Source organism: Saccharothrix luteola (genome assembly GCF_020859565.1).
GTDB lineage: Bacteria > Actinomycetota > Actinomycetes > Mycobacteriales > Pseudonocardiaceae > Actinosynnema > Actinosynnema luteola.
On record NZ_JAJHUO010000051.1, the window covers coordinates 37021 to 55776 of the forward strand.

An 18756-nucleotide genomic window follows, 5' to 3' on the forward strand; every position below is an offset into this window, starting at 1 on the left:
GGAGTGGCCTGATGACCGACACCCTGCACCGAGCCGTCCGAGCACCGGCGGGCCGGCGCACCGGTCCGGCCGACCTGCGCGACCTGCCGCGCGGCGCGCTGGACGAGCTGGCGCGCGAACTCCGGGCACGCCTCGTCGAGGCCGTGGGCCGCACGGGCGGTCACCTCGGGTCGAACCTCGGCGTCGTCGAGCTGACGCTGGCGCTGCACCGCGTGTTCCGCTCGCCGCACGACCGGATCGTGTTCGACAGCGGGCACCAGTCCTACGTGCACAAGATGCTCACCGGCCGGGCGGACGCGTTCGTCGACCTGCGCCGCGAGGGCGGCCTGTCGGGCTACCCCAGTCGCGAGGAATCGCCGCACGACCTGGTGGAGAACTCCCACGCGTCCACCGCACTGTCCTATGCGGACGGTCTGGCGCGGGCGGCGCGGCTGCGCGGCGAGCACGACCGGCACGTGGTGGCGGTCGTCGGCGACGGCGCGCTCACCGGCGGCATGGCGTGGGAGGCGTTGAACAACCTCGGCGGCGTCGACCACCCGGTCGTGGTGGTGCTCAACGACAACGGCCGGTCCTACGCGCCGACCGCGGGCGCGGTGGGCGCGCACCTCGCCGCGCTGCGCGCGGGCGCGGGCGGCGACGTGTTCTCCGCCTTCGGGTTGCGCTACCTCGGCCCGGTCGACGGGCACGACGTCGTGCGGGTGGAAGAGGCGCTGAGCGTCGCGAAAGCGTTGCGGCGGCCGGTGGTCGTGCACTGCGTGACCGAGAAGGGCCGGGGCCACCCGCCGGCGGAGGACGACCCGGTGGACCACCTGCACGTCGTGCCCGCGCCGTCGGCCTCCCGGTGTCCGGGGTGGACGTCGGTGTTCGGGCGGCACCTGCCGGTGCTCGCCGACCGGCACCCCGACCTGGTGTGCCTGACCGCGGCCATGCCGCACCCGACCGGGCTGGCCGCGTTCGCCGAGGCGTTCCCCGGCCGGGTGCTCGACACCGGGGTCGCCGAGCAGCACGCCGTCACGTGCGCGGCGGGCCTGGCCATGGGCGGGCTGCGGCCGTTGGTGGCCCTGTGCTCGACGTTCCTGACCAGGGCGGCGGACCAGGTGCTGATGGACGTCGCGCTGCACCGCCTGCCGGTGACGTTCGTGCTCGACCGGGCCGGGGTGACCGGCGAGGACGGTCCGAGCGACCACGGCGCCTGGGACCTGGCGCTGCTGCGCGTCGTGCCCGGGATGCGGGTGGCCGCGCCCCGCGACGGCGCCCGGCTGCGCGAGCTGCTGGACGAGGCGGTCGCCGACGACGGGCCGACCGCGGTCCGCTTCCCCGCGGGCGCGATCGGCGCGGACGTCCCCGCGGTGGACCGGCTCGGCCGGGTGGACGTGCTGCACCGGTCGTCCCGGCGGGACGTGCTGCTGGTGACCGTCGGCGGGCTCGCGTCCGACGGGGTGGCCGCCGCCGTGGCGCTCGCCGGCGAGGGCGTCGGCGTGACCGTGTGCGACCCGCGCTGGGTGGCACCGGTCGACCCGGCGGTGGTGGCGTTGGCCGCCGAGCACCGGGTGGTGGTCTGCGTGGAGGACGGCGTGCGCGGCGGCGGGGTCGGCGAGGCCGTCGCCGGCGCGCTGCGCGAGGCGGGGCTGAGCCGCCGGCTCCGGATCCTCGGCCTGCCCGACGACTTCCTCCCGCACGGTTCGCGGGCCGACATCCTGCGCATGCACGACCTGGACGCCGCCGGCATCGCCCGCACGGTGGCCCGCTTCCTGCCGGGGTGACTGCCCCGAGGGCCGTCACCCGCGATCGGTCGCGAACACCCTCGTCAGGTGGCGTTCGACCACGGGCACCACGTCGGCGGGCGTGATCCGACGGCCGAGTTCGGCGGACAACGAGGTGACGCCGGCGTCCTCGATGCCGCACGGCACGATCCGGTCGAACGGGGTCAGGTCGGGGTCGCAGTTGAGGCCGAACCCGTGCAGGCTGGTGCACCGCTCGACGCGCACGCCGATCGCGGCGATCTTGCGGTGCTGCCCGTGCGCGCGGGCGGCCGACGGCGGCACGTCCGGCGCGGGCGGCCGGTCGCCGAGCACCCACACGCCGCTGCGCCCGGCCAGCCGCGCCGTCACCACGCCGAACTCGGCGCACGTGCCGATCAGCGCGTCCTCCAGCCTGCGGACGTGGCCGACGGAGTCGAGCGGCACCGGCAGCTTCACCACGGGGTAGCCGACGAGCTGGCCGGGACCGTGCCAGGTGATCTCACCGCCGCGGTCCACGGTCAGCACCGGGACGTCGTCGGGCGGGAACGCGGTGGCCTTGGTGCGCTTGCCCGCCGTGTAGACGGGCAGGTGCTCCTGGAGCACGCAGACGTCGGTGATCTCGTCCGCGACGCGCAGCGCGTGCAGCCGCCGTTGCTCGGCGTACGCCTGCTCGTACGCCACCGCGTCGGGCCCGAACCCGCCGTGCACGAACCGCATCGCACCCACGGTCACGACTCCAGGCTAGCGGCACGGGCGGTCGTGACGACCCGGCCGACCGTCATCACGACGTGCCCGTCGGCCTCCGCCTCCCCCGTGAACGCCACCGTGTCGCCGCGGGCGTCCAGGACGCGCACCGAGTGCCGGACCACGCACCCCGGTGCGACCGGCCGGTGGAACTCCACGTCCGCGAGCGCGCCGAACAGCACCACCCGGCCGGTGTCCGGCTCGTCCCACGACGCCAGCAGCACGGCCGCCTGGCACCACGACTCCACCAGCAGCGTCGACGGGAAGTCACCGGAACCGGCGTGCCAGGGCTCGTTGGCGCTGACCGCCTTGACCGCGGTCAACGACTCGCCCGGCACCACGTCGACCACCCGGTCCACCAGCAGCAGCGGGTACCGGTGCGGCAGGAGTCGGAGGATCTCGGAGGAGGTCATCACGCCTCGTACCGCAGCTTGATCCGGGCGACCACGCCGTCGTCGTCGCTCACCACCGCGGCACACCTCCGCCCCGCGTCGTCCCACGTCAAACGCACGGTCAACGTCGTGCCGGGGAACGTGGGCCGCACGAACCGGGCCGACTCGACCGCGGCGAGCCGCACCGCGCCCGTCGCGGTCGCCGCGCGGTGCGCGAACTCCACGACCGCCATGCCGGGGAAGATCGGGAACCCCGGGAAGTGGCCCGCGAACACCGGGTCGTCCGGTGCGACCGCCATGCGCGCGACGACGGTCGCGCCGGACCGTTCCAGCACTTCCACGGGCGACGCGAGGTAGCCGGTCACCGCTCCCCCAGCACACCGAAGTCCGCGGTCGCGTCCGGCCACACCAGCGTGGCCGCGCCCCAGGTCAGGCCGCCGCCGAAGGCCACGGTGAGCACGCGGTCGCCCGCCTTGAGCCGACCGGCCGCGGCGGCGTCGGCCAGCAGCACGGGGATCGACGCGGCGGCCGTGTTGCCGACCGCGTCGAGGTCCGTCAGCAGCTTCGCCTCGTCGAGGCCGAGTCGGCGCGCGACGGCGTCGCAGATGCGCCGGTTGGCCTGGTGCGGCACGAGGTGGTCGACGTCGTCCGGGCCGAGGCCGGCGCGGGCCAGCGCGTCCAGCGCGACGTCCGACATCCGCTCGACCGCCTGCCGGAACACCTCCTTGCCGCTCATCCGGAAGTACCGCTCGCCCGCCGGCACCTGGATGAGGTCGGCGCCGGTGCCGTCGCTGCCGAGCACGCACGGACCGATCATGCCCTCCCCTTCGCCCACGACGACCGCGCCCGCGCCGTCACCGAAGATCACCGCCGTGCCGCGGTCGTCCGGGTCGAGGATGGTGGAGAACGTCTCGGCGGCGATCAGCAGCACGGTCCGCGCCGCGCCGCTCGCGATCAGGCCGACCGCGTTCGCCAGGCCGTACAGGAAGCCGGTGCACACGGCGGCCACGTCGTGCGCGGGCACGCCGATCAGGCCCAGCCGGGCCGCGACGGCCGGCGCGATCGCCGGGCACGACCGGTCCGGCGTGGTCGTCGCGACGATCACCGCGTCCACAGTGGACGCCCCGGCGGAGCGCAGGGCCCGCGCGCCCGCGTCGACGGCCAGGTCCGACGTGGACGTGCCCGGCTCCACCCACCGCCGCGCGCCGATGCCGGTGCGCGACCTGATCCACTCGTCCGAGGTGTCCAGGCGGGCGGCCAGGTCGTCGTTGGTGACGACCCGCGCCGGCAGGCTCGCGCCGACCCCGAGGATCACCGCACCGCGATAGGTCATCGTCCTCCCCCGCTCACGCCTTCGCGATGGCCAGCACCGCGTTCTGCCCGCCGAACCCGAACGAGTTGCTCAACGCCAGGTCGATCCCCCTCGGCACGGCGGAGGTCGCCACGTCGAGGTCCAGCCGGGGGTCGAGGGTCGTGAGGTTCGCGGTCGGCGGCACCACGCCCTGCTCGACCGAGAGCACGGTGAACACCGCCTCCGCCGCGCCGGCCGCCCCGAGCATGTGCCCGGTCACGCCCTTGGTCGACGTCACCAGCGGCCCCGCCGGCAGCAGGTCCGCCAGCACGCGCCCCTCCACCAGGTCGTTGAGCTGCGTGGACGTGCCGTGCGCGTTGACGTGCCCGACGTCCGCCGGCGACGCGCCCGCGTCGGCCAGCGCCGCCTTCGTCGCCGCGATCACGCCCCGCCCCTCGGGGTCCGGGTTGGTGATGTGGTGGGCGTCGGCGGTCGCGCCGTACCCGACGACCCGCGCCCGCACCCGCCGCCCGTCGGCCCGCGCGTCCTCCGCGCGCCGCAGCACGAGCACCGCCGCGCCCTCGCCCGCCACGAACCCGTCCCGGTCCACGTCGAACGGCCGCGACGCCGTCGCCGGGTCGTCCCGTCGCGACAGCGCGCCCATCCGGGCGAAACCCGCCACGGTCAGCGGGGTGAGCAGCGCGTCGACCCCGCCGGCCAGCACCACGTCGCACCGCCGCGCGGCGAGCAGGTCGCACGCGACGCCGATCGCGGTGGCCCCGGACGCGCACGCCGTCGACACCACCAGGTTCGGCCCGCGGAAGCCGAACTCGATCGCGACCTGGCCCGCGACCATGTTCGGCAGGTGCATGGGCAGCACCAGCGGCGACACCGCGGTCGGGCCGTCGGCGAGCAGCACGCCGTGCTGCCGCTCGACCGTCTCCGCGCCGCCCGCCGACGTGCCGATCACCACGCCGACCCGCGCCGCGTCCCAGCCGGCGAGGTCCTCCCCGGCGACCGCCTCCCGTGCCGCGACCAGCGCCAACCGGGAGAACCGGTCCAGCCGCACGGCCCGCCGCGCGCCGAGCAGCGCGTCGGCGTCGAAGTCGGGGACGCGGCACGAGATCGTCACCTCGTGGCCGGCGAGCACCGGGTCGTGCGCGGCGGTCGAACGGCCCGCGCGCACCGCCGCCCAGCCCGCCTCCACGCCGACACCGCCCGGCGTGACGAGGCCGAGCCCGGTCACCGCGATGTCAAGACCGGTCACCGGCGCGCTCCTCCATCAGCGCCACGATGTCGCCGACGGTCTCCATGTCGAACAGCTCGTCGTCGCTGATGTGCAGGCCGTGCTCCTTGCCGAGCACCATCGACAGCTCCACGAACGCGAGCGAGTCCAGGTCGAGGTCGTCCTTGGTCGCGTCCGGGGTGATCTGCTCCGGCTCGACCTTCAACGTGTCGACGAGGATCTTCTTCAACGTCTCGTACACGGCGGTCTCCCCACGTTCGCGCGACTCCTCCCCACCATCGAACCTCATCGGCCGGACCGGCGGTCAACCAGGGAGAACGTCCGGGCGGGCACGAGTCGGGAGGCCGGGCACGGCGGACGCGCCGGTGGCGGTCGTGACGGGCGGGAACCGGGGCATCGGGCTGGAGGTGTGCCGCCAGCCGGCCGCGCTCGGCCACGCCGTGGTGCTGACCGCGTGACGCGGAGAAGGCCGGGTCGGCGGCGCACCTGACCACGCGGCACGGGCGGCTGGACGTGCCGGTGGGCAACGCGGCCATCCACTACGACACCTGGCAGCGCGCGTCGTCGGCCGATCCGGGGGTCGTGCGGGAGGCCATGGAGACCAACTTCCACGGGCCGTGGCGGATGGTCCTGGCCCTGCTGCCGCTGCTGCGGGCGGCCCGGCGCGCGCGGGTGGTGAACGTGTCGAGCGAGGCCGCGTCGCCGGCGTCGATGGGCGGCGGGACACCGGCCCACGGCACGTCGAAGGCCGCGTTGAACGCGCTGACCTCGATGTTGGCCGCCGAGCTGCCGCGATGAAGGTCAACGCGGTGTGCCCGGGGTGGGTCGCCACGGACATGGGTGGTACCGGCGGCCGGCCGGTGGCGCAAGGCGCGGCGAGCGTGGTGCGGGCGGCGACGGTGCCCGACGACGGGCCGACCGGCGGGTTCTTCCGCGACGGGAAGCGGATTCCCCGGTAGCGCGCCGGGGTACTCCGCCGGCATGAAATGGCGCATCGGTGTGGCGGCGGCGGTGCTGGTGGTGGTCGGGGTCCTGGTGGCGGCGGTGTTGGTGGTGCCCCGGTTCCTGACGGGCGCGGACACGATCGACCGCAGCCAGCCGGCGTTGCTGCAGTCGTTGCGGGACTTGAGCCAGTACCACGCCTCGGCGGGCGAGTTCCAGGTGGTGCTCGACATCGAGCGCGACGTCCGGTACGTGCCGTCGGCGTTGGCCGGGCAGCGGACGCTGTTCGTGGCGGCCGGCACGGTGAACGCCTACGTCGACTTCGGCGGGTTGGCCGAGGACGCGCTGCGGGTCTCGCCGACGAACGCGTCCGGCGAGGCGCGCAAGGTGCAGCTGGCGTTGCCCGGTGCGGTGCTGGACAAGCCGAACCTGGACCAGGAGCGGTGCTACGTGTTCGCGCAGGAGCGCGGGCTGTTCGACCGGCTGGCGTCGTTGGTGGAGACGCAGGACCAGCAGCCGTTCTACGTGGCGGCGGAGCAGAAGATCTCCGACGCGGCGCGGGAGTCCGGGCTGGTGCAGCGGGCCGACGACAACACCCGCAAGATGCTGACCGGCATGTTCGGCGCGCTGGGGTACCAGGTCGAGTTCACGAACCTGGACTGAGCCAGGCCGCCATCGCGTCGAGGACCACGCCCAGCCCGAACGCGAACTCGTCGGCGAAGTCGTAGCCGGGCCGCAGGACGTGCTCGGTCGCCATCTCCACGAGGTGCGGGTACTCGCCCGACGCGAAGCGCCGCATGATGTCCCCCGTCACCTCGGTCGCGGAATCGGGGCCGTGGAACGGGAGCGCGGCCTCCTGCACGGCGAACCCGTACACGTAGCTGTCCAGCAGGGCGAGGGCGTGCGCGGTGAGCGCGACGGTGAAGCCGGCGTGGCGCAGGGTGCCGATGGTCGCGTCGTGGTGCCGCAGCGTCGCCGGACCGGGCGCGGTGCGCGACTCCAGGAGCCCGACCGCCCAGGGGTGGCGTCCGAGCACCTCGCGCGCGGAGTTCGCCCGCTTGACCATCTCCCGCCGCCAGTCGCCGCCGGGCGTGGGCAGCTCCATCCGGCTGAAGACCAGGTCCACGATGCCGTCGAGGATCTCGTCCTTGTTCGCCACGTGGTGGTAGACCGACATCGGCTTGACCTCGAGCGCGTCGGCGAGCGACCGCATGGTCAACGCCCCGATGCCGCCCGCGTCGGCGATCGCGACGGCGGCGCGCAGCACGCGGTCCCGGCTGAGCGGTGCGCCCTTCGGCACTCGTGACCTCCGGTGGTGACAGGTTCGTACTTTGTACGGTACCGTCCGCCTTACTTAGTAAGGCTGGTGCGTCGCCGTCGGAGGGAAGACCCATGTCATCGAGAACCACCGGACGGGCCATCGGAGCGCTGTTCCTGCTGGCGTTCCTCGCGTACGGCATCGGCACCGCCCTGGCCGGCTCGGCGTCGGTTCCGGTGGGAGCGCTGCTCATGCTGGCGAACTCGGCCATCGTGGCGGGCATCGGCGTGCTGGCGTTCCCGGTGCTGCGGCCGCACAGCGAGCTCACCGCGCACGCGTACCTGGTCGGACGGGCGGTGGAGGCGGCGTTGCTGGCCGTCGGCGTCGTCTTCCTGCTGCTGCCGGAACCGGTGCCGGCGGGCAACCACTACAGCTACCAGGTCGCGATGATGGCCGTGGGCTCGGTGGGCGTGCTGTTCTGCCGGGTCCTGCTCCGCGCCCGCCTGGTCCCCCGCGCCATCGCGGTGTGGGGCGTGGTCGGCTACGCCGTCTTCCTGCTGGGCGCGGTCCTCGAAGTCCTCGGCTACGGCGTCGGCGTGGCGCTGTCCGTCCCGGGCGGCCTGTTCGAGATCGCGCTGGGCGTGCTGCTGATCGCCAAGGGGTTCGCCGCCCGGTCCGAGGTCGACCGGGAACCGGCGATGGCGCGCTAGCGCATCGTCGCGCCGCCCGCCCTGGCCGAGGCGAGGACGGTCTCGCGGTGCAAGGCGGGCACGGGGGTGCTGCCCGCCTCGGTCGCGTGGACCGATCAGCAGCACCCTCTGCCGGACTTCGCGGAGCGCCAGGATCCCGACCGCCGGCGCGGTGAGGAGGATGCCGCCGACGAGGGCGAGCACGTCCCCGTCGGCCCGGAACAGCAGCAGGATCCCGAAGAACGCGGGCAGCACCGCGAACGCCACTGCCGTGCCGAACCCCCGGGACCAGGGGTTGAGCCGGATCGTCTCGACGTGCTCGCCGAGCGCGGGCTCCGGTCGGCCTTCCGAGTCCTCGGTCATGGTGCCCTCCCCGTCCCGGACCTGCGATCACGTCGACCGCCGGCGTGCCGGAGGACACCGGGGCGCCGGTCCGGAACGGCGTATGCTGCCCGACGATGAGGCGCAAGCTCCGGCCGCCGCTCGACCAGCGCCACGGCCTCGACCCGGCACGCCTGCGGTTCCCCGACGAGGGGCCGTGGGCGACCGTTCGCGATCACCTGGTCGAGCGGCTGCCCCGGGTCGCGCCCGAGCGGATCGACCTGATGCTCGCCGAAGGCCGCGTCTACGACCTCGCCGGGCCCATCGCGCCGGACGCCGCGTTCACGCCCGGCGGCGCGGTGTGGTTCCACCGCGACCTGCCCGACGAGGTGGCGGTGCCGTTCGAGATCCGGGTCGTGCACCGCGACGACGCCATCCTCGTGGTCGACAAGCCGCACTTCCTGGCCACCATCCCGCGCGGCAAGCACGTGGTCGAGACGGCGCTCGTCCGGCTGCGCCGCGACCTCGGGCTGCCGCACCTGAGCCCGGCGCACCGGCTGGACCGCGTGACCGCCGGGTTGGTCATGTTCGTGGTCGAACCGACCTTGCGCGGCAAGTACCAGACCCTGTTCGCCGACCGCGCGGTGCGCAAGGAGTACGAGGCCATCGCGCCGCACGACCCCGCGTTGACGCTGCCGAGGACCGTCAGCAGCCGGATCGTCAAGGTCAAGGGCGTCATCACCGCGCAGGAGGTGCCCGGTCCGCCCAACGCCGAGACGCGGGTCGAACTGGTCGAGCACCGCGACGGCTGGGGCCGCTACCGGCTCGTGCCCCTCACCGGCCGCACGCACCAGCTCCGCCTGCACATGGCGTCGCTCGGCGTGCCGATCCGCCACGACGACTTCTACCCCGTCCTGCGCGAGAAGCCCTTGGACGACTTCACCGAGCCGCTGCAACTGCTGGCGAAGGTGCTCGAGTTCACCGATCCGGTGACGGGCGAGCACCGTCGCTTCACCAGCGGCCTCCGGCTCGACCTCTAGTCCAGGTAGCCGAGCATCTGCGCGATCTGCGCGGTGCGGGACTGGAAGATCCGCTCCGCCAGCTCTTTCGCCTGCGGGTTGACGCCGCCCTCCTTCTCCAGCTTCGCCATCGCCACCGCGTTGTGCTGGTGGCCGATGAGCAGGTTGAGGAACGCCTTCTCGAACTCGGCGGACCCGGTCGCGGCCACTTCCGCGATGGCCTCCGGGCTGGTGGAGTGGTCGCCGCCGTGGCCGGCGTGCAGCTGCGGGTCGTCGCCCGCGGTCTCCGGCTGCTGCCAGTCGGCGAGCCACTTCGTCATCGAGTCCACTTCGGACAGCTGGGTGACCTCGATGGCCGCGGCCAGGGTCTTCACCTCCGCGCGCACGGGGCCGTCCTCGGCCAGGCGCACGATCTCCAGCCCGGTCTTGTGGTGCGGCACGGACATCTGCAGGAACATCACGTCGGTCTGGTTGAACTCGTTGCTCTCCACCACGGTCGGAGCCGGCGGCGGGGTCGCCGCGGGGGTGGAGCCGCAACCGGCCAGCACGAGCACACCGGCCACCAGGGCTGCGAGGCGTCGCAAGGTCGTCTCCTTCGCCGGACGGCCCGCCCGCGCCGTCACAGGGTCGGCGCGGACGGGCTGCGGTCACATCGGCTCTGCGTCAGGGTTTCAGAGCCGCTGCCACAGGGACGCGGTGTTCGGCGGCTCCCAGCCCACGAGGGACGTGTGGGCCTGGATGCAGCGGTAGCCCACGCCGCCGTACGTCACCTGCGAACCGACCGAGTACGCGGTGTTGGCCGCCCACGTGCCGCCCGCGGGGGGCTGCGTCGTGGTAGTCGTCGGCCGCGTGGTGGTGGTCGGCGTGGTCGTGGTGGTCGGCGTGCCGCCACCGGAGCCCACCTGGAGGTCGACGCACGAGTAGAACGCCATGGGCGTGTCGGCGATGTTCCAGATGGCCAGCAGCTTGATCCGGCCGGTGCGACCGCCCAGGCTGACGTTGTGCGTCACGGTGGCCGCGGGCTGCCTGCCGCCGTCGTTGAACTCGGCGATCCGGGTGCCGCCGACGTAGTACTCCCACGTGCTGGTGGCGTGCCGGGCGGTGAGCGTCCAGTTGAACGTCACGCTGTTGCCGACCTGGGTGGTGGGCCAGGCCCGGCCGTCGTCGTTGAGCTGGGCGAACTGGCTCAACCCGGCGTGGCAGTTGCGCTGGCCCTTCGGGCCCTCCACGCTCTGCGGCTCGTAGACGATCGGGCCGCAGTTGGAGACTCGGCCCTGCGCGCACATCGCTTGCCTGCTGGGCGGCGACGAGATGTAGCCGTGCGCGCTCGCCGTCCCCGCCGACATCACGACGAAGAACGGGGTGATGCCCACGGCGGCCAGTGCCACCGCGAGCTTGCGTTTCAGGCTCATGTGTCCAGCTCCTTCGGAGGAAACCCGGAGGGGGTCTCCAAGGCAGGGTCCATTTCCGCGGCGGCCGGAACACGCGACGCGTGACGAACCGGGAACGGTGCGTCACACTCCGCGATGTGGTCTAGACCATAATCGTGAACGTCATCCGGGTCAAGGATCTGAACCGACTGGTCCAGCCGCGCGCAGCCCTGACTGTGAACGCGTCGCCCGTCGACTCGATTGGTCCCACCGGTGTGATCCGGCGGCCGGTTGACCGACACTGGGCCGCATGGAGGAGCACGAGGTCATCGCGGACGACGGCCGCGTGTTGTGGGCGGCCGAATCGGGACGCGCCGACGCGGGGCGGGAGCCGCTGGTGCTGTGCCACGGCGACCCCGGACCGGGGGACGCGTTCGACGGGCTCGCCGCGCTGCCGGCCGACCGGGTGCGGGTGATCCGCTGGGGCGGGCGCGACGGCGACGGGTCCGAGGGGCCGGTGGCCCGCGCGCTCGCCGACCTCGAGGCCGTCAGGGTCCACTTCGGACTGCCGGGGATGGCCCTGCTGGGCCATTCCCGGGGCGCGGACGTGGCGCTGAGCTACGCCCTGGCGCACCCGGACCGGGTCTCGTCGCTGGTCTGCGTCTCCGGCGCCGGACAGGGGTGGGACGGGGAGGAACTGATGGCCCGCTGCCGCGGCCTGGACGTCCCGACGCTGATCGTGGACGGCGCGGCGGACGTGCGGCCCGGGTGGGCGGTGGACTCGCCGGCCGCCGCGCTGCCGGACGTGGCGCGGGTCGTGCTGCCCGGCGCGGGCCACCTGCCGTGGGTCGAGTCGCCGGGGTCGTTCGGGTGGGCCGTGCTCGCGCACCTGGACCGGTGACGCGGGACGGGGGCCGCCGCGCGACCCCCGTCACCACCCCTAGCAGTACAGGTTGGCGCCGGCGGGCACGCCCAGGATGCCCACGAACCGCTGGTAGGCGTCGACCCGGCTCTGGACCTGCGCCGGGTTGCGCCCGCCGCACTCCAGCGACCCGTTGATGCTGCGGATCGTCTCGCCGAAGCCGTAGCCGTTGACCATCGCGTTGTGCGGGGTCATCGCGCCCGGGCCGGACTGCGTGTTCCAGTACCAGAGGGCGGTCTTCCAGGCCACCGAGGCGTCGTTCTGCACCAGCCACGGGTTGGTCAGCAGCGGCAGGCCGAGCGCGTCGCCCGCCGCCTTGTAGTTGAAGTTCCAGCTGAGCTGGATGGGACCGCGGCCGTAGTAGGCCGCCTGGCCCGCGGGACAGCCGTAGGGCTGACCCGCGTCGCAGTAGTGCGGGTAGTTCGCCTGGTTCTGCTCGACGATGTGCACCAGCCCGCCGGTCTCGTGGTTGGCGTTGGCCAGGAACGCCGCCGCCTCCTGCTTGCGGACGGTGTCCGAGCCGGTCTTGGCGAAACCGGGGTACGCGCCGAGCGCGGCCGTGAGCCCGGCGTAGGTGTAGAACGGGTTCCGGTTCGGGAACATCTGCCGGAACTGCGCCTCGCTCACCACGAAGCCGCCCGGCGCGGGCGTGCTGGTCGTGGTGGTCGGGGTCGAGCCGCAGCTGTGGGGGTTCCAGTACCAGGTGCTGATGACCGGGTCGTAGCCCGGGTTGTCGTGCTCGGCGATGTAGTACTTGCCGTCGGTGTAGCGCACGATGCTGCCGGCGGTGTACCACTGGCCCTGCACCCACGCCGGGTGGTCGCAGGCGGGCGGCGGCGTCGTGCCACCGCCGCAGGTGCCCTGGTCGGCCCAGACCGCGGCCGAGCCCGGGGTCTCGTTCTGGGTCCACCACTTGGCCTGCCAGTTGTGCCCGGCGTGCGACGCCGTCATGCCGCCGGTGTAGACGGCCGACGAGGTCCAGGCGGACGCACAGGCCGCCGCGGCGGCGGTGTTGGCCACCGCGACGGTCAGCGCCGCCCCGACCACGAAAGCGGCGATCGCCGCCACTGCGCGGAATCTCGACACAAAGATCACTCTTTTCCGTTCGAGCGCCCTCGGACGTGTGACGGGGGCCACTCAACCGGAAATGGTCTACACCAGTCAAGGGTGAAAGCGAATTATTCGCACATTCGCGCCGACCCCGTGGGAGCGCTCACACGAACGGCGGCACCACCACTCCGACGCGGTCGCGCCCACCCGTCCGTCCACAGAGGACATTCATCGACAGCCGACCTCGACTGTGACGTGCGCCACACCGTGGAACGGCGCCGGTCACCGCCCGTCTCCTGGTTGTCGACGCGATCGCGTCCGGGGGAACCGGTGCCACGAGGTGTCTTCGTGGTGCCCGAAAACAGGGGGAATCGTTGTGCTGAAGGCATTTGCGCCCGCGTTCGCGCTCGTCGCGGCGGTGCCGGCGCTGTGGGGGACGGCGCCGGGCGACGGGATCGTCACGGCGGACCTGGACGGCGACGGCCGGGCGGACCGGATCTCCGTCCGGGTGGCCGCGACCGACCCGACCAAGCAGGAGCTCACCGCCGTCGTCCGCGGCTTCCGGATCAGCGCCTTCATGCCGGTGGACAGCACGTTCGGCGCCCTGCCGCCGCGGATCACCGACCTGGACGGCGACGGCCGCGACGAGGTGGTCGTGAACGAGGTCCGCGGCGCGAACACCGACCACTTCACGGTGTGGCGCCTGGACGCGAGGCGGCTGCGGCCCATCACCACGCCGGACGGCGCGACGCTCAGGCTCACCGAGGGCGGCGGCGCGAGCGCGGTCAGCCGGTACGGCTGCGTGGACGTCGAGGGCCGACGCCTCCTCGTGACCGTCCTGGGTGCGGTGGACCGGACGACCGACCCGCGGCTCTACGACGGCGAACGCGTCACCCACGCCGTCGTCGACGGCGTCGCCACGGCGACCTCCACCACGCCGGTGCGCGCCGAGCGGAACGCCCCGGCCTACCAGGTGGACCGCAACGCCTGCGCCTGACGCGCATCGGACGCGGGAAGCGCCGTCCGTCCAGGTGAACCGGGTCGGCGAGTCGGGCGAACACGTAACATAACTGTGTTGTGTTTTCGCCCGATCGCCGCTCGACCTGGCCTCCCCCAGTCGGAACACTGGACACATGCCGCACATCGAGCTGCACAACGACCTGCCCGGGATGGCCGGGCTGATGAACTTCCGCCCCGAGACGGGCCGACCGCTCACCGAGCTCACCGAGGTGATGCTGCGCGGCCCGAGCGACCTGTCCCGCGGCGAGCGCGAGCTGATCGCCGCGCACGTCTCCGAGTTGAACAAGTGCAAGTTCTGCGCCGGCTCCCACGGCGCCTTCGCCGCCGCGCAACTGCCCGAGGACTACGAGCACACGCCGAAGATGCTGGCGTTGCTCGACATCGCCACGGCGGTGACCGACAGCGGGCGCGCGGTGACGTCCGAGATGGTCGCCAAGGCGAAGGACAACGGCGCCACGGACATCGAGGTGCACGACACCGTGCTGATCGCCGCGATGTTCTGCGCCGCCAACCGCTACGTCGACGGGTTGGCCACGTGGGCGCCCGACGACCCGGAGGCGTACCGGCAGATGGCCGAGACCATCGTGCCCCACGGCTACGCCGCGATCATCGACCGCCGCTGATCGGGGATCACCGAGCCGCCGGATCCGCCGACGAGCTCCGCGCACCGGTCGACATCGGCCCGCGGGATCAGCTCGGTCGTCACGCCACCGCGGCGCTCGCGACGAGCTCGGCCTGGCGGAACCGGTCCTCGGTGAACGGCATCGCGACCACGCGGTCCGCGCCCGCCTCCGCCAGCCGCCCGAAGTGGTCGCGGGCCTGGTCGACCGACCCCGTCACGAGCACCTCCCGCGCCTGCCGCTCGGTCAGCCCGTAGTCGGTCATCGACCGGATCCGGTGCTCCACCGCGGACGCGGGCACGTCGCCCAGCGCCACGCTCACCCCGACCGTCACCCCGCACACCGGCCGCCCGTGCTCCTCGGCCAGCTCCCGCAACCGCGCCACCCCCGACGAGACCGCCCGGAACGGCACGAACGCCGGGTACCAGTGGTCTCCGAACCGCGCCGCCCGCCGCAGCGCGGCCCCGCCGCCACCCCCGACGAGCACCGGCGGCATCGCCGCGCCCGGCGACAGCACGACGTCCGCGCCGTGCACCGACGCCGCCTCGCCCCGCACCAGGTCCGGCAGCACGGCCAGCGCCGCGTCCAGCCGCCGGCCACGCTCCGCGAACGGCACGTCGACCGCGCGCCACGCCGCCTCGCCGTGGGCGTCACCACCGGTGCCGACGCCGAGCAGCACCCGTTCCCCGGACAGGTGCTGCAAGGTGGCGACCTGCTTGGCCGCCCAGGCGACCGGCCGAAGCGGCAGGACCATCACGCCGAACCCGAGCTTGATCCGAGTGGTCGTGGCGGCGACCGTCGCGAGGACCAACGTCGCGTCCGGGAACGGGTTCACCGGGATCAGGTGGTCGCCGTGCCACACCGACTCCAGCCCCAGCCCCTCGGCGTGCTGCGCGTGCTCCACCGCGTCGGCCCCGAAGCCCGGCAACGTGATCCCGACGTGCGTCATCGTGCCACCACGAAGGCAGCGCTCATCCCGTCGAACCCTGTCGAACGCATTGCGCGCACCTCATCTCGAAGAACGACCCGAAGTGAACGCTCACAATGTGTGACCTCCAGCTAACTGGAGGTCAAATCCAGGGTTGTGAATGTAAGCCGAGTCACTCTAGAGTCCCTGGGAGCGCTCCCAGGGAGCGCTCCCAGAAGCGTCGTCAACCGTCAGAGCAGACGGAGGAGACCCAAGTCCATGAGATCGCTTCCTTCTCCCCGGTGGCGCCGCCAGGCCACCGCAGCCCTCGCACTAGTGGCGGTGAGCGGCGCGCTAGCGTCCGGAACGGCCCACGCGGCGGACTACGAACGGCTCGTCAACGGTTCGTTCAACAGCGGCTCGGCCGACCCGTGGTGGGCCAGCGCGGGCGTGTCGAACCGCGTCACGAACGGCGAGCTGTGCGCCACCGTCACCGGCGGCACGGTCAACCCGTGGGACTCCCTGATCGGCCAGAACGGCGTGCCGTTCGAGGCGGGCCAGTCCTACACGATGACCTTCGACGCGTACGCCTCGGTCGCCAGGCCGGCGGCGGCGGTGGCCGGTGAGGGCGTCAGCCCATACCGGCAGATCGCCAAGCACGACGTCGCGCTGACCACGACGAAGCAGCGCTTCACCTTCACGTTCACCTCGGAGCTGGACTTCCCGGACGCGGGGCCCGGGCAGGTCACGTTCCACCTGGGCGCGCAGGCGGCCGACACGACGGTCTGCGTGGACAACGTCTCCCTCGTCGGCGGCGTGAAGCCGCCGGGCGGCGACCCGGTCAACCCGCCGAAGAAGATCAACGTCAACCAGGTCGCCTACGTGCCGGGCCTGCCCAAGCACGCGACCCTGACCTCGGACGCGACCACCGCGCAGCCGTGGGCGTTGAAGAACTCCGCGGGCACGACGGTGGCCTCGGGCCAGACGACGCCGAAGGGCGCGGACGCCGAATCGGGCGACTCCACGCACCTGATCGACTTCTCGTCGTACGACACCGCGGGCACCGGTTACACGCTGACCGTCGGCACCGAGACCAGCTTCCCGTTCGACATCGCGACGGACGAGATCAAGAAGCTGCGGTACGACTCGCTGGCGTACTTCTACCACAACCGCAGCGGCATCCCGATCGAGGCGCAGTACGTGGGCGAGCAGTACGCGCGCCCCGCCGGCCACCTCAACGTCGCGCCGAACCAGGGTGACAACAACGTCCCCTGCCTCGCGACCATCACCTGCGGCTACACGCTGGACGTGCGCGGCGGTTGGTACGACGCGGGCGACCACGGCAAGTACGTCGTCAACGGCGGCATCTCCGCTTGGCAGGTGCTCAACACCTACGAGCGCGCGAAGCTGATCGGCGACGCCGCGGCGCTGGGCGACGGCAAGCTGAACATCCCGGAGAAGGCCAACGGGGTGCCGGACATCCTGGACGAGGCGCGCTGGGAGGTCGAGTTCCTGCTGAAGATGCAGGCGCCCGACGGCATGGTGCACCACAAGATCCACGACCAGAACTGGACCGGCCTGCCGCTGCTCCCCCACGAGGACCCGCAGGCCCGCAGGCTGTCCGCGACCAGCACGGCCGCGACGCTGAACACGGCCGCGGTGGCGGCGCAGGCGGCGCGCATCTGGAAGACGATCGACCCGGCGTTCTCGGCGAAGGCGCTCGCGGCGGCCACCAAGGCGTACGCGGCGGCGAAGGCGAACCCGAACAAGATCGCCGACCCGAACGACGGCACCGGCGGCGGCTCCTACAGCGACTCCATCCTGACCGACGAGTTCTACTGGGCCGCGGCGGAGATGTTCACCACCACCGGTGAGGCGTCCTACCGCAGCGACCTCACGTCGTCGACGCACTTCAAGGGCAAGAGCCTGACGGCGCGCGGCTTCGACTGGGGCTCCACCGGCCCGCTGGGCGACATCACGCTGGCGCTCGTGCCCAACGGCCTGCCCGCCGCGGACGTCACGGCGATCAAGTCGGCGTTCACCACGGTCGCGGACGCCCACCTGTCGCAGATGTCGACCCAGGGCTACCCCGCGCCATACCTCACGCCCACGGGTTACGACTGGGGTTCCAACGGCCTCGTCGCGAACAACATCTCGGTGCTCGCGCTGGCGCACGACTTCACCGGCGCGGCCAAGTACCGCGCGGGCGTGTTCCAGGGCCTGAACTACCTGCTGGGCCGCAACCCGATGTCGTACTCGTACGTCTCGGGCTACGGCGACCAGCCGGTGAAGAACGTGCACCACCGGCACTGGGCGAACCAGCTGGAGCCGACCCTCCCGACCGCGCCGCCCGGCGCGCTCTCGGGTGGTCCGAACAGCGCGTTGCAGGACCCGATCGCCGCTCGCCTGCTCGCGGGGTGCAAGGCGCAGAAGTGCTTCGTGGACCACATCGAGGCGTACTCGGTGAACGAGGTCACGGTCAACTGGAACTCCGCGCTCGCGTGGATCGCCAACTGGGCGGCGGAGAAGGTCACGACCGCGCCGCCGGTCGACACCACCGCGCCGTCGACCCCGGGCACCCCGGTGGCCTCCGACACCACCGCGACGGGCACGAAGCTGACGTGGACGGCGTCCACCGACCCGGAGAGCGGCGTCAAGGAGTACGACGTCATCTCCATCGAGGGTGACGCGCTGCGCGTCGTCGCCACGGTCACCTCGCCGACGGCGACGCTGACGGGGCTGCGGCCGAACACGGCGTACACCTTCACCGTGGTGGCGAAGAACGGCGCGAACCTGCGTTCGGCGATGTCGCCGCAGGTGAGCGTGCGGACCAAGCCGGACGTGGTGGCCGGCTACTGCAAGGTGGTCTGGCGCGCCTCGACCTGGTCCACGGGCATGTCGGTGAACATCACCGTGACGAACACCAGCCCGTCGGCGTGGACGTCGTGGAAGCTGGAGTTCACCATGCCGGGCAACCAGAAGATCACGCAGGGCTGGTCGGCCACGTGGGCCCAGTCGGGTCAGGCGGCGTCCGCGACGAACGTCGGGTGGAACGCCAACGTGCCGGTCAACGGCTCGGTCAACGTCGGCTTCAACTCCTCGGGGTCGGGCTCGACGACCCCGCCGACCGACTTCCGGGTGAACGGGAACCCCTGCACCGTGGGGTGACCCGAGCAGAACGGACGGTCCGGCACCACGGACCGACCGCATGAGCGGTGGGGGG

At 72.8% G+C, this 18756-nt stretch carries 21 protein-coding genes; 10 read left to right on the top strand and 11 right to left on the bottom strand.

Features of this window, described 5'->3' with window-relative positions; all coding sequences use genetic code 11:
* Positions 1–11 precede the first annotated feature (11 nt).
* On the top strand, positions 12–1763 hold the full coding sequence (locus LNK82_RS44725; protein WP_230572885.1) for a 1-deoxy-D-xylulose-5-phosphate synthase: 1752 nt from the start codon (positions 12–14) through the stop codon (positions 1761–1763).
* A gap of 15 nt (positions 1764–1778) precedes the next feature.
* On the opposite strand, the gene lipB is transcribed toward LNK82_RS44725, so the two are convergent.
* Genes lipB through LNK82_RS44755 form a run of 6 tightly spaced genes read right to left on the bottom strand, consistent with a single transcriptional unit; the run spans position 1779 to position 5656 of the window.
* Complete coding sequence (lipB, locus tag LNK82_RS44730) at positions 1779–2474, bottom strand: lipoyl(octanoyl) transferase LipB (protein ID WP_230572886.1); 696 nt, start codon at positions 2472–2474, stop codon at positions 1779–1781.
* A complete protein-coding gene (locus LNK82_RS44735) occupies positions 2471–2899 on the bottom strand; it encodes a 3-hydroxyacyl-ACP dehydratase FabZ family protein (RefSeq protein ID WP_230572887.1) in 429 nt (142 codons plus the stop codon). Before LNK82_RS44735 ends, lipB begins: the two co-directional genes overlap by 4 nt.
* Positions 2899–3243 carry a 3-hydroxyacyl-ACP dehydratase FabZ family protein gene (locus LNK82_RS44740; RefSeq protein WP_230572888.1) on the bottom strand — a complete coding sequence of 115 codons (345 nt, stop codon included), beginning with the start codon at positions 3241–3243 and terminating at the stop codon, positions 2899–2901. Before LNK82_RS44740 ends, LNK82_RS44735 begins: the two co-directional genes overlap by 1 nt.
* A complete protein-coding gene (locus LNK82_RS44745) occupies positions 3240–4211 on the bottom strand; it encodes a beta-ketoacyl-ACP synthase III (protein ID WP_230572889.1) in 972 nt (323 codons plus the stop codon). Before LNK82_RS44745 ends, LNK82_RS44740 begins: the two co-directional genes overlap by 4 nt.
* Before the next feature lie 13 nt (positions 4212–4224).
* The gene (locus tag LNK82_RS44750) at positions 4225–5436 is read right to left on the bottom strand and encodes a beta-ketoacyl-[acyl-carrier-protein] synthase family protein (protein WP_230572890.1); all 1212 of its coding nucleotides are present in this window, start codon (positions 5434–5436) and stop codon (positions 4225–4227) included.
* Positions 5423–5656 carry an acyl carrier protein gene (locus LNK82_RS44755; protein WP_230572891.1) on the bottom strand — a complete coding sequence of 78 codons (234 nt, stop codon included), beginning with the start codon at positions 5654–5656 and terminating at the stop codon, positions 5423–5425. Before LNK82_RS44755 ends, LNK82_RS44750 begins: the two co-directional genes overlap by 14 nt.
* A 278-nt stretch (positions 5657–5934) precedes the next feature.
* Here LNK82_RS44755 and LNK82_RS44760 point away from each other — a divergent pair, with 278 nt between their 5' ends.
* The 3 genes from LNK82_RS44760 to LNK82_RS44770 are packed head-to-tail and all read left to right on the top strand — an operon-like array spanning position 5935 to position 7020.
* Positions 5935–6213 carry an SDR family NAD(P)-dependent oxidoreductase gene (locus tag LNK82_RS44760; RefSeq protein WP_230572892.1) on the top strand — a complete coding sequence of 93 codons (279 nt, stop codon included), beginning with the start codon at positions 5935–5937 and terminating at the stop codon, positions 6211–6213.
* Positions 6210–6374: a Rossmann-fold NAD(P)-binding domain-containing protein gene (locus LNK82_RS44765; RefSeq protein ID WP_230572893.1), complete on the top strand. Its 165-nt coding sequence runs from the start codon at positions 6210–6212 to the stop codon at positions 6372–6374. Before LNK82_RS44760 ends, LNK82_RS44765 begins: the two co-directional genes overlap by 4 nt.
* A 22-nt stretch (positions 6375–6396) precedes the next feature.
* Positions 6397–7020, top strand: a complete 624-nt coding sequence (locus LNK82_RS44770; RefSeq protein ID WP_230572894.1) for a DUF4230 domain-containing protein — start codon at positions 6397–6399, stop codon at positions 7018–7020.
* On the opposite strand, the gene LNK82_RS44775 is transcribed toward LNK82_RS44770, so the two are convergent.
* Positions 7004–7657 carry a TetR/AcrR family transcriptional regulator gene (locus tag LNK82_RS44775; RefSeq protein ID WP_230572895.1) on the bottom strand — a complete coding sequence of 218 codons (654 nt, stop codon included), beginning with the start codon at positions 7655–7657 and terminating at the stop codon, positions 7004–7006. The genes LNK82_RS44770 and LNK82_RS44775 overlap by 17 nt on opposite strands.
* A 92-nt stretch (positions 7658–7749) precedes the next feature.
* Here LNK82_RS44775 and LNK82_RS44780 point away from each other — a divergent pair, with 92 nt between their 5' ends.
* Positions 7750–8325 carry a DUF4386 domain-containing protein gene (locus tag LNK82_RS44780; protein ID WP_230572896.1) on the top strand — a complete coding sequence of 192 codons (576 nt, stop codon included), beginning with the start codon at positions 7750–7752 and terminating at the stop codon, positions 8323–8325.
* Between the two features lie 437 nt (positions 8326–8762).
* Entirely contained in the window at positions 8763–9665 is a 903-nt protein-coding gene (locus tag LNK82_RS44785) for an RluA family pseudouridine synthase (RefSeq protein ID WP_230572897.1), read from the top strand.
* Here the strand turns inward: LNK82_RS44785 and LNK82_RS44790 are convergent.
* Positions 9662–10228, bottom strand: coding sequence for a DUF305 domain-containing protein (locus LNK82_RS44790; protein ID WP_230572898.1), 567 nt, complete (start codon positions 10226–10228; stop codon positions 9662–9664). The two genes, LNK82_RS44785 and LNK82_RS44790, sit on opposite strands and share 4 nt — an antisense overlap.
* Before the next feature lie 87 nt (positions 10229–10315).
* Entirely contained in the window at positions 10316–11056 is a 741-nt protein-coding gene (locus LNK82_RS44795) for a lytic polysaccharide monooxygenase (protein WP_230572899.1), read from the bottom strand.
* Positions 11057–11324: 268 nt separating this feature from the next.
* Here LNK82_RS44795 and LNK82_RS44800 point away from each other — a divergent pair, with 268 nt between their 5' ends.
* Entirely contained in the window at positions 11325–11915 is a 591-nt protein-coding gene (locus LNK82_RS44800) for an alpha/beta fold hydrolase (RefSeq protein ID WP_230572900.1), read from the top strand.
* Positions 11916–11954: 39 nt separating this feature from the next.
* Here LNK82_RS44800 and LNK82_RS44805 read toward each other — a convergent pair whose 3' ends face one another.
* The gene (locus tag LNK82_RS44805) at positions 11955–13022 is read right to left on the bottom strand and encodes a glycoside hydrolase family 19 protein (protein ID WP_230572901.1); all 1068 of its coding nucleotides are present in this window, start codon (positions 13020–13022) and stop codon (positions 11955–11957) included.
* 340 nt (positions 13023–13362) lie between these two features.
* Between LNK82_RS44805 and LNK82_RS44810 the strand changes: the two genes are divergently transcribed.
* Both LNK82_RS44810 and LNK82_RS44815 read left to right on the top strand, forming a co-directional pair.
* Entirely contained in the window at positions 13363–13983 is a 621-nt protein-coding gene (locus LNK82_RS44810) for a hypothetical protein (protein ID WP_230572902.1), read from the top strand.
* A 136-nt stretch (positions 13984–14119) separates the two neighbouring features.
* Positions 14120–14629, top strand: coding sequence for a carboxymuconolactone decarboxylase family protein (locus LNK82_RS44815; RefSeq protein ID WP_230572903.1), 510 nt, complete (start codon positions 14120–14122; stop codon positions 14627–14629).
* Positions 14630–14708: 79 nt separating this feature from the next.
* Here the strand turns inward: LNK82_RS44815 and LNK82_RS44820 are convergent, their stop codons facing one another.
* Positions 14709–15575 (bottom strand): LLM class flavin-dependent oxidoreductase, encoded by an 867-nt coding sequence (locus tag LNK82_RS44820; RefSeq protein ID WP_230572904.1) that lies wholly within the window; start codon positions 15573–15575, stop codon positions 14709–14711.
* Between the two features lie 300 nt (positions 15576–15875).
* On the opposite strand from LNK82_RS44820, the gene LNK82_RS44825 reads away from it, so the two are divergent.
* The gene (locus LNK82_RS44825) at positions 15876–18701 is read left to right on the top strand and encodes a glycoside hydrolase family 9 protein (protein ID WP_230572905.1); all 2826 of its coding nucleotides are present in this window, start codon (positions 15876–15878) and stop codon (positions 18699–18701) included.
* Positions 18702–18756: the final 55 nt, after the last annotated feature.

Bases quoted from the DNA above. Each gene is read 5' to 3' on its own strand.
- LNK82_RS44725 (WP_230572885.1), top strand. From the start codon at position 12: ATGACCGACACCCTGCACCGAGCCGTCCGAGCACCGGCGGGCCGGCGC.
- LNK82_RS44735 (WP_230572887.1), bottom strand. From the start codon at position 2,899: ATGACCTCCTCCGAGATCCTCCGACTCCTGCCGCACCGGTACCCGCTG.
- LNK82_RS44745 (WP_230572889.1), bottom strand. From the start codon at position 4,211: ATGACCTATCGCGGTGCGGTGATCCTCGGGGTCGGCGCGAGCCTGCCG.
- LNK82_RS44765 (WP_230572893.1), top strand. From the start codon at position 6,210: ATGAAGGTCAACGCGGTGTGCCCGGGGTGGGTCGCCACGGACATGGGT.
- LNK82_RS44770 (WP_230572894.1), top strand. From the start codon at position 6,397: ATGAAATGGCGCATCGGTGTGGCGGCGGCGGTGCTGGTGGTGGTCGGG.
- LNK82_RS44780 (WP_230572896.1), top strand. From the start codon at position 7,750: ATGTCATCGAGAACCACCGGACGGGCCATCGGAGCGCTGTTCCTGCTG.
- LNK82_RS44785 (WP_230572897.1), top strand. From the start codon at position 8,763: ATGAGGCGCAAGCTCCGGCCGCCGCTCGACCAGCGCCACGGCCTCGAC.
- LNK82_RS44795 (WP_230572899.1), bottom strand. From the start codon at position 11,056: ATGAGCCTGAAACGCAAGCTCGCGGTGGCACTGGCCGCCGTGGGCATC.
- LNK82_RS44800 (WP_230572900.1), top strand. From the start codon at position 11,325: ATGGAGGAGCACGAGGTCATCGCGGACGACGGCCGCGTGTTGTGGGCG.
- LNK82_RS44815 (WP_230572903.1), top strand. From the start codon at position 14,120: ATGCCGCACATCGAGCTGCACAACGACCTGCCCGGGATGGCCGGGCTG.
- LNK82_RS44820 (WP_230572904.1), bottom strand. From the start codon at position 15,575: ATGACGCACGTCGGGATCACGTTGCCGGGCTTCGGGGCCGACGCGGTG.